Origin of the sequence: Enterococcus sp. DIV1328a, from assembly GCF_050536905.1 — a bacterium.
Lineage (GTDB): Bacteria > Bacillota > Bacilli > Lactobacillales > Enterococcaceae > Enterococcus > Enterococcus faecalis.
In genome coordinates, this window is sequence record NZ_CP172912.1 from 2569753 (window position 1) to 2582422 (window position 12670).

Sequence of the window (12670 nt, forward strand, 5' to 3'; positions counted from 1 at the left end):
CGAAAACCTATTCTGCTGAGAATAAGTATGGATACACAGGTTGTCCACCTTCATGAAGTTCTGTTTCTAGTTCATCGTTTTCAGAAACTAAAATAGCGATTAGCTTTTCAGCTTCTTCAACCGAACCATCTTCGCCGACAATAATTGTCACGATTTCAGTGTCTTCATCGATCATGCGGTTCAACGTGTCTAATGATGCATTAAAACGATCTGCTTCAGAAACGACGATTTTACCATCAATCATTCCTAAGAAGTCATCTTTTTTAATTTCAACGTCATCAATGGTTGTGTCACGAACAGCTGTGGTTACTTGACCACTCACAACGCTGTCTAACATTTCCGTCATACTTGCTTTGTTTTCTTCTAATGATTGTTGATCATTGAAAGCTAACATTGCTGTCATTCCTTGAGAAATGGTTTTAGATGGAACAACCGCTACTGGTACATCGGCAACTTCTGCTGCTTGATCAGCCGCCATAAAGATGTTTTTGTTGTTTGGTAAAATAATGACTTGCTCTGCATTCACTTCTTTGACTGCTTTTAAAATATCTTCCGTACTTGGGTTCATTGTTTGGCCACCACTAATAATGTAGCTTGCACCTAAACTTCGGAATAATTCTTGAACGCCTTCACCGGCTGCAATAGCAATCACAGCAAACGGTACGCGAACTTTTTCAGTCAACGCTTCTTGCTGAGCATCGCGTTCAACTAACGTTTCATGTTGTAAACGCATATTGTCTACTTTTATTTTTACTAACGAACCAAATTTTTGGCCGTAGTTCATCACTTCACCTGGATGCTCGGTGTGTACGTGAACTTTGATAATTTCGTCATCGTTAACGACTAATAGAGAATCGCCTAGTTCATTTAAGTAGTTTCTGAATGTTTCATAATCAAAAGCGCTGTCCACGGTTGGGCCTTCGCCGATACGAACCATAATTTCTGTACAATAGCCAAATTTAATGTCTTCTGTCGCAACGTGACCACTAACACCACGGTGATGTTCAGCATTAACCATTTCGTCCATTTCGGCAGGACTTGGTTCATACGTTTCAGTTGGTAAAAATTCACCACTAAGCGCTTCTAAAAATCCTTCATAGATAAATAGTAGTCCTTGACCCCCACTATCTACAACGCCGACTTCTTTTAGGACAGGTAATAAATCAGGTGTTTTCGCTAAGGCACGTTTAGCACCTACTACAACAGCTGTCATAACTTCGATACAGTCATCTGTTTCTTTCGCTTTACGTTCACCAGAACGCGCCGCTTCACGAGAAACAGTTAAGATTGTTCCTTCAACGGGTTTCATCACTGCTTTATACGCTGTTTCTACACCATGTGTAAATGCAGCGGCCAAGTCTTTGGCATTTAATGTTGTAACCTCAGGAATTTGTTTTGAGAAGCCGCGGAATAATTGAGATAAAATAACCCCAGAATTTCCACGAGCACCCATTAATAACCCTTTGGATAACGCGCCTGCTAATTCTCCTACTTTTTCAGAGCGAGAATCGGCCACAGCCTTTGCACCACTGGTCATTGATAAGTTCATATTTGTTCCTGTATCACCATCGGGTACAGGGAAAACGTTTAATGAGTTGACATATTCTGCATTTGTGTGCAGACGAGTCGCACCTGCCTGGACCATTTCCTGGAACTGACCTGCGCTGATTTCTGTTACATTCACCTAAAAAATCCTCCTTCAGATTTACCGCTAACGGCAACACACGACTTCCTTGTGCAATTGCATCGTTGACAGTACACTACCTCTAATCCGGTAATACACGAACTCCTTGAACAAAAACGTTAACTGAATTCGCAGTGACACCTAATAATGTTTCAAGATTATATTTTACTTTTTCTTGGACGTTACGAGAAACTTCAGAAATTTTTGTACCATAACTAACAATCGTGTAGACATCCACTGCGATTCCGTTGTCTTCTTGACGAACAACGACACCACGTGAGTAATTCTCACGACGTAAAATATCGTTTAAGTTATCTTTAATTTGATTTTTGCTTGCCATTCCGACAATTCCGTAAATATCTGTCGCAGCTCCGCCAACTACTGTAGCGATCACATCATTGGTAATCTCAATGGTACCTGCGGGTGTTTGAATTTTTACAGCCATTGATGAAAGCCTCCTTATAAGAGCACATTCGCCCTATTTTCTTCCATAACATTTTATCATATCCAGCCTTTAATTAAAAGGAAGTTCGTCAGATATTATAGACCCTTCCTCATAATTACCAACATTTGTACAATTTACAACGTTTGTCGTGCATTGTCAATGCAGAAAAAGACAAGATTCGACTTGGTTCATTGAATCTTGTCTGGTGATTTTGTTTCAACTGTAAATTAAGTAAGCCTAGGAATTTATTACATCGTTTCAAAAATCTTTACGTTATTTAAAAAAACAGCTGTCAAATAATTAAATGCCATCGCACAGGCGCCTAATATAATAAAACCAACTAAATAGACGTTCTGTGGCATCTGTAATTCTTGTAATGTAACAACTTTAAATATATCGATATAGCTGTAAGGAATAAATTTTTTCACATTAGTAAGTAGTTCGCTTTGTGCCACTAATGTATAACCAAAATAGGAAATAATTACAATTCCTATTGATGCTAGCGATTTTTTGACGAGAGCACTAATCATTGTTAGGAAAGAACTCAGAAAAAAAATAACCACTAAATAGTAAGGAATAAAGCGAAATATTAATTCCCAGACAGTTATCGTAGAATAGCCTAATTGTTCATTACCGATAATCAGTGGATAATCCCCTGTATTGAAACCGTTGAGAATTCCAGCAACTAGAAAAACAAGTCCTGCACTCCCCAGTAAAAGAGCAAAACTTAGGAACGTATTACTGAGATTCTTTTTTAAAATCAGTTGTTTAAAACCTTGCAACACGGGAGCATAGAGATAAAAACTTTTATTTTCAAAATCTCGTGAAAGGCTGTCACCCATTAAAACGATAAATAAAATAATAACTAAGACCGATGAGAGAAACTGACATAACCCGATTAAAAAAGGAAAAGCTCTAATCGGCAATCCAAGGTCCGTTTCAAAGTCCAGTTTTCTTTTATTTAATTCTGTAATTAAAAGCTGATCATTTTCCAAACGAATTCTTTCTTGTAAAGAATCTTGCCCTTGCACAGATTGTGAATTTAAAAGGATATCCTTCTTCTTACTTTCCAAATTCCAATATGTTTTGTAATTTTTTGTTGCCAAACTATCTAACTGTTTTTCTAAAAGATTTAGCATTTTTTCTGTCGATGCAATATATTCTTGAATAAATTGTTTTGTCTTATGATCAATCGAAGCTTGTTGCTCATCATTTTTAGCAGTTTTTATCTCTTCTGATAGAATAGTAATATTTTCTTTTATGCTATTTTCACTATTTATTGCAAATGTTCCCACCATTCTCATTGCCGAAAATAATTGCAAGGTACATAATAAGAAAAAAACAATTGCAAGGATGCTATTTTTTTTATTTTTCAAACTTTTCAACAATTCAAATTTCATGGGCTCCCCCCTCTATCAAGTTTTCATATAATTGATTCAAATCTAATTCTGATTTGTTGCTATAAATTTCTACTTTCTTGTCATAAACAAAGGCAATCCTGTCTGATATATCACGGACATCATATAATTGATGGGAGGACACTAAAACAAGTTTAGTTTTTTTCAACTTTTTCATTAATTGAATCGTTTTTCTTCTATTTATTGGATCTAAGCCATTCATCACTTCATCGAAGATAATAATTGGCGTATCCAAACTCACTGCTAAAACAATCAGCAAGAGCTGACGCATTCCTAAAGAATAGTTACCCACTTTTTTCTTTAATATCTCTGGTACAGCATAATAAGCAAGTAATTCATACGCTTTTTGTAATTGCGTTTCATTTAATAATAAAAGATGTTCTTCTCCACTTAATCCATCCACTAAAATTGTATCATTCAAAAAGAAACTAACTTTGCCTACGACATCGAAGGTATTGCTGACTTTGGTCCCAGCCAAATGAACAGTTCCTTCATCCACGGGGGCCATCCCTGCAATTATTTTCAGTAAGGTACTTTTCCCAGCACCATTTGGCCCCACAAATGATATCAGTTTCCCCTTATCAATAGATAGTGTCACATTTTTTAAAACCTCGTTATTTCCGTAACGCTTGCTTATGTTATCAAGTTCAATCATTTTATTAGCCTCCACCAAAATGTTATGTAAACGGATACAGAATAACTTAAAAAATCCTGTATCCTGAGAGCTGATTTTTTCCTATCACTACCTGTAGCTGTAATAATAAGCAGTTGTTTTCGTTTTATAGATTCCGTTCGAACCCCAATATGTGCCTTGACCACTGCGATAACAATATTGATTATAATAAATTGTTCGCCAATAGTTATCAATACGAAAAATATTTCCAGCCAAATTATAATTATAGACCATTGAGCTCTTCACTGTAGTAGCCATTGAAGCAGCTTCTACCTTTCTTCCAGAATAAAACAAGCTCAAACCTACCAATAAGAACATCGCAACAATTATTTTAAGTTGTTTTCTTTTCATAGACTTTCCTCCTAATTACTATCAGCTCTTAGAATAAACTTAGCATAATTCTTAAATAAAATACCCGTTTTTTCTTAAACGACTACTAAAAAAGCCTACTTGTATTTTATATTCCGTTCTATTAATTTTAGTTTTAATTGTTTCATTCCTCGTACCGAGACTAAGCAAATATCCTCGTTGCTCATTCTAACTAATCGGTCTTTTATTGATACTTGTTTTATATGGTTTAAATTAACCAGAAAAGATTGATGACATCTACATAGGATTTCAAACTCTTTTTCAAAGTCCCTTAAGGTTCCATAAATTTCAAAATACTCAGTTGCTCGATGAATAACTATTTTATGCGGAATATCAGAAGATTCTAAATATAATATTTCTGATAAATCGACAGTTCTTATTTGATGTTTTTCTATTAACTGAACTGTTCCTCTGAATAAATTTATTTGTTTAAAACGTTGATTTGCGACTCTTATGCACTCATGCACCCTTTTTTTCAATCGTTCTTTTTCCGTTTCTGTAATAAAATCCATTGCCTCTAGCTTATAATCATAGGATTTCCTTAGAAAACAAGGATTACTTGCTAAAAATACTAATTTACTGAAACCATCATCCAATTTTCTAACTGCTATCGCTGCTTCTAAACTATGTACATCTTCATTCTCTTCAATTCCCCAAAAAATCAGCCTCGGTTTTAGAGGATTTTTTTGAATATAAGTAATGACTTCGGAGCCCTCATTAACAGATAAGACGATTTTCATTTCAAACTTTTCTATCAGTATCAAACGAGGAATCCATTTCTCCAGCCATTCTCTGCGCCTTTTTTGTTTTTCACAAATAATTATTTCAATCATTCCAGTTCTCCTTTCACATTTCTAATTAAATTCTAATCTAATTAGTAATTTCCTGTCAACTTTGTTCTAGACTTGTGGTTTGTTGAAAAGCTAATTTTATCACTATCAACTAAAAATCTTCTTGCAAATCAGTGCCTAATATGATAAATTAAGTTAGTATGAGCTGAATATTATCGCTCCAAGATCAAGGCAAAGGAGGAAACTTAAAATGGCAAAAGTATGTTACTTCACTGGTCGTAAGACTTCAAGTGGTAATAACCGTTCACATGCGATGAACTCAACAAAACGCACTGTGAAACCTAACTTACAAAAAGTTCGCGTATTAATCGATGGTAAACCTAAAAAAGTTTGGGTGTCAACTCGTGCTTTGAAATCTGGTAAAATCGAACGTGTTTAATAAACTTAAATAAGCAAAGCTGGACGTTCGTTGTTCGGCTTTTTTTATTGCATAAAAAAAGAGGTTGGACCTTCATCGCATTGATGAAGGTCCAACTTCTTTTTACTTGTCTTTACTTTGAATAACTGCAATCATCCCTGCATCGAAGGAAAAAGCAGCGGCTTCTTCGATAAATTCATTACTTGCATACGATGTTGGGTAAGGAACATCTTGATTGGTTAATAAATATTTACTGCGTCGTAGCGTCAAGTTTTCTACAGGCGTCAAACAGCAGTAGGCCAGATATTCTTTATCTGGCTCTTTCGGTACGATATACGAACCAGGGGCGTAATACTGGATGCTATTTTGACGATCGCATAGACGGATTTGGCGAAGTACGCCTTGAAATCGTGGTTCAAAGGGTAACCAAAGATTGGCTAACAGGTGGTCAATTCTGCCCCCTGTCGCACCGATAATCGTCATCTCTGCTTGTGGAAATCGTTGTAAAGCTTCTTGCAGCGCTAATTGTGTATCTGTATCATCTTTTTCAGCAGGTGCTTGAATGAGTGTTTCGGCAGTTTCTTGGACAAAATGGTATTCTTCTCGTGATAATGAATCAAAATCGCCCACTGCTAATTGTAACGGTAAATCGGCCTCTAATAAATGGAGACAGCCGCGATCAATACCTACGAAATAATCATACGTAGCTGGTTCAATGGTTGGCCAATCACTTGGATTGCCGCCAGCTACCAGTAAGACACGACTCATTTGTCTAGCACTGCTCTCAGTGCATCGATTCGTTCTTGAGGATTTTCAGCATTATAAATGTAGGAGCCTGCAACAAACACTTCTGCACCGGCTTCTTTGCAGCGTGCGGCAGTTTCAGGAACAATCCCGCCATCGACTTCAATTTCATAGGTGTATCCTTTTGTTTCTTTCCATTCTTTTAATTGAGCAATTTTTTCTAGTGAGTTTTCAATAAATGATTGTCCGCCAAAGCCTGGATTGACAGTCATTACCAAGACTTGATCTGCCAAGTCTAATACATTTTCGATCATCGAAAGTGGTGTCCCAGGATTGATGGTTACGCCAGCTTTCACACCCGCATTTTTAATCATTTGTAAGGCACGATGAATATGGGGTGTTGCTTCTTGATGGACGGTAATAATATCCGCACCGGCTTCCGCAAAGGCATTGATATAGTTTTCAGGTTGTACAATCATCAAATGAACATCCAATGGTAGTTTTGTCACTGGACGAATCGCTGAAACGATATTCGGTCCTAAGGTAATGTTGGGCACAAATTGACCATCCATGACATCAACATGAATATAATCTGCTCCTAATTCTTCTACTAAACGGATATCTCTTTCTAAATTGGCAAAATCGGCACTTAAAATGGATGGTGCTAGTTTCATTTGGCTCGCTCCCTTTATATTTGCTATGATTTTTTCTTATAAACAGGTCGTCGATTCTCGATTTCCATTAAAAACTGTAAATAATTTTCGTAACGACTCGTCGCAATGGTTCCCGCTTCCACTTGGCGTTTCACTTCACAACCAGGTTCTTTGTGGTGCATACATTCACGAAACTTACAGTGAGAGGCCGCGGCAACAAATTCAGGAAATTGCTTTGGTAATTCCACTGCTTCCATCTCCAAGAAATCGATGGCACTAAATCCTGGTGTATCAGCAACCAAACCGTCGTATAACGGAATCAACTCCACGTGACGGGTCGTATGTTTGCCCCGTCCTAAAGATTGGGAAATTTCCGCAGTTGCTAGTTGTAATTCTGGTGAAATTTGATTCAACAATGTTGATTTTCCAGCGCCTGATTGTCCCATAAAAACAGTCAACCGTTCTGGGAAAAAGCGTTCTAATTCTTTGGTGGCTTCTACGTCTTCCGAAGCGATTACCGCATAACCTAACGCTTCATAAATCTGTTTAATTTCAGTGACTTCTTGACGTTGCGGCTCATCTAATAGATCAACTTTCGTTAAATAAATAACTGGTTCTATATCCTTATACTCTAAGCTGACTAAGAAACGATCCAACAAATTAAACGAAAAATTTGGCGAAACCATACTCATGACAACCACACCTAGATCCACATTTGCAACAGGCGGGCGCACTAATTCATTTCGTCTTGGTAAAATTTCCAACACATAACCATCTGTTAAATTATCGCTTTCAAAAAGTACTTCATCTCCCACGAGTGGCGTAATTTTTCGATTACGAAAATTCCCTCGCGCTCTTGTTTGATATGTTTCTCCATCTGCGTATACATAATAAAAACCGCTTAACGCTTTTCTGATTTGACCTTTCAGATAAACCACTCCTAACTACTTTCGAATATACAGGATAGTGGCAGAGAAATCAAGGGAGCCTCTCGATTCTATTAATTAAAAAGAGCCTAGGACATAAGTCGAAATGACTTACCTTCCTAGACCTAAATCTTAAGATAAACGGCGGGACAGGAGCAGCTTCTTCAGAAATAAGCCGAAATTCCTCGAAAGACGAAAAGCATCTTTCGGAAATTTCTTCTTATTTCTTGAAGCTAAACACTCCTGTCCCAACCTCTTGTCTTAATTACTCGTACTACTTTCACTAGTGGTGCTTTTTGAATCATTTGCTTTTGAATAATAAACCGTAACAGCGTCGCCTTTTTTGACTTTGCTGCCAGCGGATGGGCTAGTTCGTTCAACGACTTGGCCATCGCCAGAGCCAGATAATCCTTGTTCATTGATTTTAAGGCCAGCATTATTGATGCTGTCTTCTGCAGCTTTTGGCGAATAACCTGAAATATCAGGAACAGTTACTGAGTCACTGCCTTTGCTGACATGTAAAGTAATCGTGTCATTTTTCGGATCAACAGCGGTACCAGAAGCTGGTTCTTGACTAATCACGGTATCTTTTTCAACTTTGTCGCTTTCTTCGTCCACTCGTTTAATTTGAGATTCTGGGATACCTAAAGCAATTAAGCGACTTACCGCATTATCGTAAGAAATTCCGCTATAATCAGAAAGTGTCACTTTGTCGCTACCTTTACTTACATATAACGTCACTTGGCCATTTTTAGGTGTCACGGTCCCACCTGGTGCGGGGTCTTGCGTAATGACTAAACCTGGTTCTACCGTATCGCTTGCTTGGTCGACACGCGTAATTTGAGAGTCAGAAATGCCTAATTGTTTCAGTGCAATTACTGCATTTTCGTAAGAATAACCGGCGTAACTAGGCAAAGTAACCGCTTCTGGTCCTTCACTGACCGTTAAAGTGACTTTGTCTTTTTTCGGATCAACTTTTTTACCTGCAGCTGGTTTTTGTTTAATAATGCTATCCGTAGACACAGAATCACTGTATTCTTTTTTCGTTGTAATTTGATCTTCTGAAAACCCTAGTTTTTTCAAGGCTTCGACAGCAGATTCATACGATTCATTTGTATAATCGGCCATCTCAATTTTTTCTGTTCCAGAGCTGATGTATAAAGTAACAGATCGGCCTTTTTTCACAGATGATTTTGCTTCGGGGTCTGTTTTGACCACCTTGCCTTCTTCAATCTTATCATCGGGAATTTTTTTGGTTTCACTATCGACTTTCAGCCCGGCACTTTGTAGCGCTTGTGAAGCGTCCGCTTTCGTTTCGTTTGTAACATCAGGAACTTCAACGTCTTTACCACCCGACATTGCAAAGGCTAAGCCACCTATTGCTAAAGCAATTAATGCCGCAATTGCTAAGCCAATCCACAATTTTTTACGGTTTTTCTTCGGTGGTTGTTCAGCTAAAATGTCATCTGCGATATCTTCTGGGACTTCGACAGGCGTTGTCTCTTCCGGTTCAGCGATGTCTTCGGGAATCGGAGTTAATACTTTCGTTTCTCCTAATAAAGCCGTTGGTTCCCACGCAGGTTCGTTTAAACGACTGGCTGACAAGGACGTGTATAAGTCTTCTGCCATCTCATTCGCTGTTTTGTAGCGATCGCTTGGGTCTTTTGCGGTTGCATGACGAACCACATTTTCCAATGATTGAGGAATCCCTGGATCAAACATTTTGACAGAAGGAATTTCTTCTTGAAAATGTTTTAAGGCAATCGTTACGGCTGATTCACCATCAAAAGGTACATTCCCTGTTAGCATTTCATAGAGAATAATTCCCACAGCGTAAATATCTGATTGGTTAGTCGCCATGCTTCCGCGCGCTTGTTCTGGCGATAAGTAATGCACCGAACCTAACATTGTGTTCGTTTGCGTAATTGACGTTTCTGACAAAGCAATCGCAATCCCAAAGTCAGTAATTTTGACTGTGCCGTGTTCGTCAATCAGAATGTTTTGCGGTTTTAAATCCCGGTGAATAATTCTATGTTCATGTGCCATTGCGACAGCAGATAAAATTTGTTGCGTAATATCCACAACTGTGGAATAAGGAATTGGGAAATGCGTTTGGATGTAACGTTTCAAGTCCATTCCTTTCACATATTCCATGACTAAATATTGTAGTCCATCTTCTTCGCCTACATCGTACACACTGACGATATTCGGGTGAACCAGCTCAGTTGCGGCTAGTGCTTCACGCTGAAAACGTCGGATGGCGGCTTGATCGTTTTGGAAGTCAAAGCGCAAGACTTTTACTGCAACGTCTCGGTCTAAAATTAAATCGTGTGCTAAATAGACGTTGGCCATGCCGCCGCTTCCGATGCTGCCAATAATGTGATATCGACCATTCAGCTTCTTGCCGATTTCTATCATTGGTTTTCCTCCTTCTGTTCGTCAAAGTGTATCACTAACACGGTAATGTTATCTAAACCACCCGCTTCATTTGCTTGGGCAACGAGTTGGCTTAATTTGGATTCTAAGGGATCTGACGTCTCTAAAATTTCTAAAATTTTTGTCTCAGGAACCATATTGGTTAAACCGTCCGAACATAACAGTAAATAGTCATTAGGCAGCCATTCATGATTGGTTACATCGACTTCGACAGTGCCAGGCATTCCCAAAGAACGTGTTAGGACATTTTTTCGTGGATGATTTGCAGCCATCTCACGAGTAATCTCCCCTGATTTTACTAGTTCATTCACTAAAGAATGATCTTCTGTTAATTGTAACATGTGTTGGTCACGAACTAAATAAGCACGACTATCCCCCACATTTGCTAAGACAAATGAATCCGGTAAAAGAATGGCACCAACCACGGTTGTCCCCATTCCTAAATACTCTGGTTTCGATTGTCCGCGTTCATAAATTTTTTCATTTTCCTTTTGAATTGCTTGAATTAACCACTGTGCAGATTTTTCAGCTGAGTCGACAGACGCATTGGACCAACTCTCACCTAAATTATTGACTGCCATTTGGCTAGCGACATCACCTGCTTGGTGACCACCCATGCCATCTGCTAAAACAGCAAAGGTTATGTGTTGTTGGTTCTCAAAAACGTTGACATAATCTTGGTTCGTATTTCTTTTGCGACCGACATCTGATTGAACGTTGATTTCCAAATTATTTCACCTCATTTGAACTAACTTTCCGCATACAGCAAATAAAGAAGCCATCTGTCATGTATTGATGGGGATACAGAACCAGTTCTTGCTCTTTTACTACTGCTTGGACGTTTTCATTTGCAACAATTTCAATTTTTTCAAATTCAGGGTGTTTGGCTAAAAAGGCTGCCACTACTTCCTGATTTTCTTCTGGCGTAATAGTACAAGTGCTATAGACCATTATACCCCATTGTTTTAGTGTTGGGGCAACACTTTCTAAGATTTCTAACTGAATTTTAGGTAAATTTTGAAAATCATTGGCCGTTTTATGGTATTTAATGTCTGGTTTACGGCGCATTAGCCCTAAGCCTGAACATGGTGCATCAACTAAAATCCGATCAAAGGTTTCTGCGGGAAATTCTTCGGCCACTTGTCGCGCATCAAGCTTTTCTGCTTGGACGACTTCCGCCACATGGAGGCGTTGCGCATTTTCATTAATTAGCTTAATTTTGTGCGCATGAATATCTAAAGAAGTCACACGACCACCTGCTTCAGCCTCTAAAAAAGTTGCGATATGAGTCGTTTTGCCACCAGGAGCCGCACAAGCATCCAATACACGATGATGCGGTTCAATTTGCATCGCTGGAGCCACGAGCATAGAGCTTTCATCTTGAATGGTTAAACAACCGTTAATAAACAGTTCACTGCCAGCTAAGTAGCCTTTTTCAGCGACAACACCATAAGGGGAAAGTTGACTTTCCTTCGCGGCAATCCCTGTTTCTTGTAATTCTTCCAGCGCTTCTTCTCGTGAAATAAACCGTGTGTTTACTCGGCCACTCGCATGGCTTTTTTCAAATAATGACAAACCCAACTGCCGTGTTTCTTCTTCGCCTAATTGGGCAAGTAATTTTTCTGTTAACCAACGTGGCATGCTAATTTCCGTTGCTAAACGATCAACTGGATCGCTAATTGCGGCCAAACTAGGTGCTCCATTTCGTTGGAACGCCCGCAGCACGCCATTCACGAATTTACCAATCCCAGGATTGCCACGACGTTTGCCAATTTCAACCGCTTCATTAATGACTGCATGATCAGGCACTTTATCTAAATAAAGTAATTGATATAACGATAAAATCAATAAATTTTTCACCCAATTATCGACTTTTTGCGGTTTCTTAACAAATGGTGTTAAGTAGTATTCCAACAATAATTTGCGACTAATTGTGCCGTAGACAAGTTCTGTAAACAAGCGGCCATCTTTCTCGCTTAGTTCTGATTTTGTCATCATTTCATTAAGTAAAAGATTGGAGTACGCCCCACCTTTATCCACACGTTCGATGGTTTCTAAAGCAACGTATCGAACAGAACGTTTTAATTTCTTGGGGATTTTTTCAGCCATTTTT

The 12670-nt window shown here is 38.5% G+C and carries 13 protein-coding genes; 1 reads left to right on the forward strand and 12 read right to left on the reverse strand.

Annotation, left to right across the window (positions count from 1 at the left end; all coding sequences use genetic code 11):
* Positions 1–7: 7 nt before the first annotated feature.
* From IGL93_RS12355 to IGL93_RS12380, 6 genes are all read right to left on the reverse strand, one after another.
* Positions 8–1684: a DAK2 domain-containing protein gene (locus IGL93_RS12355; protein WP_430600011.1), complete on the reverse strand. Its 1677-nt coding sequence runs from the start codon at positions 1682–1684 to the stop codon at positions 8–10.
* 82 nt (positions 1685–1766) lie between these two features.
* On the reverse strand, positions 1767–2129 hold the full coding sequence (locus IGL93_RS12360) for an Asp23/Gls24 family envelope stress response protein (protein WP_002354933.1): 363 nt from the start codon (positions 2127–2129) through the stop codon (positions 1767–1769).
* Between the two features lie 248 nt (positions 2130–2377).
* Positions 2378–3433 carry an ABC transporter permease gene (locus tag IGL93_RS12365; RefSeq protein WP_025188422.1) on the reverse strand — a complete coding sequence of 352 codons (1056 nt, stop codon included), beginning with the start codon at positions 3431–3433 and terminating at the stop codon, positions 2378–2380.
* Between the two features lie 85 nt (positions 3434–3518).
* Positions 3519–4202 carry an ATP-binding cassette domain-containing protein gene (locus tag IGL93_RS12370; protein WP_010713717.1) on the reverse strand — a complete coding sequence of 228 codons (684 nt, stop codon included), beginning with the start codon at positions 4200–4202 and terminating at the stop codon, positions 3519–3521.
* Between the two features lie 87 nt (positions 4203–4289).
* Positions 4290–4571 carry a hypothetical protein gene (locus tag IGL93_RS12375; protein ID WP_002367429.1) on the reverse strand — a complete coding sequence of 94 codons (282 nt, stop codon included), beginning with the start codon at positions 4569–4571 and terminating at the stop codon, positions 4290–4292.
* A gap of 95 nt (positions 4572–4666) precedes the next feature.
* On the reverse strand, positions 4667–5422 hold the full coding sequence (locus IGL93_RS12380) for a LytR/AlgR family response regulator transcription factor (RefSeq protein WP_002367430.1): 756 nt from the start codon (positions 5420–5422) through the stop codon (positions 4667–4669).
* Between the two features lie 208 nt (positions 5423–5630).
* Between IGL93_RS12380 and rpmB the strand changes: the two genes are divergently transcribed.
* Positions 5631–5819: a 50S ribosomal protein L28 gene (gene rpmB, locus IGL93_RS12385; protein ID WP_002354928.1), complete on the forward strand. Its 189-nt coding sequence runs from the start codon at positions 5631–5633 to the stop codon at positions 5817–5819.
* 102 nt (positions 5820–5921) lie between these two features.
* Here rpmB and IGL93_RS12390 read toward each other — a convergent pair whose 3' ends face one another.
* The 6 genes from IGL93_RS12390 to rsmB all read right to left on the reverse strand — a co-directional run bounded on the left by IGL93_RS12390 (position 5922) and on the right by rsmB (position 12666).
* A complete protein-coding gene (locus IGL93_RS12390) occupies positions 5922–6566 on the reverse strand; it encodes a thiamine diphosphokinase (RefSeq protein WP_002361010.1) in 645 nt (214 codons plus the stop codon).
* Complete coding sequence (gene rpe, locus IGL93_RS12395; protein ID WP_002354925.1) at positions 6563–7216, reverse strand: ribulose-phosphate 3-epimerase; 654 nt, start codon at positions 7214–7216, stop codon at positions 6563–6565. The genes IGL93_RS12390 and rpe overlap by 4 nt, the downstream gene beginning before the upstream one ends.
* Before the next feature lie 23 nt (positions 7217–7239).
* The gene (gene rsgA / locus IGL93_RS12400) at positions 7240–8133 is read right to left on the reverse strand and encodes a ribosome small subunit-dependent GTPase A (RefSeq protein WP_002359046.1); all 894 of its coding nucleotides are present in this window, start codon (positions 8131–8133) and stop codon (positions 7240–7242) included.
* A gap of 249 nt (positions 8134–8382) precedes the next feature.
* Complete coding sequence (ireK, locus tag IGL93_RS12405; RefSeq protein WP_010713716.1) at positions 8383–10539, reverse strand: serine/threonine protein kinase IreK; 2157 nt, start codon at positions 10537–10539, stop codon at positions 8383–8385.
* Positions 10536–11285, reverse strand: a complete 750-nt coding sequence (locus tag IGL93_RS12410) for a Stp1/IreP family PP2C-type Ser/Thr phosphatase (RefSeq protein ID WP_010713715.1) — start codon at positions 11283–11285, stop codon at positions 10536–10538. Before IGL93_RS12410 ends, ireK begins: the two co-directional genes overlap by 4 nt.
* Position 11286: 1 nt before the next feature.
* A complete protein-coding gene (rsmB, locus tag IGL93_RS12415; protein ID WP_010707003.1) occupies positions 11287–12666 on the reverse strand; it encodes a 16S rRNA (cytosine(967)-C(5))-methyltransferase RsmB in 1380 nt (459 codons plus the stop codon).
* Positions 12667–12670 lie beyond the last annotated feature (4 nt).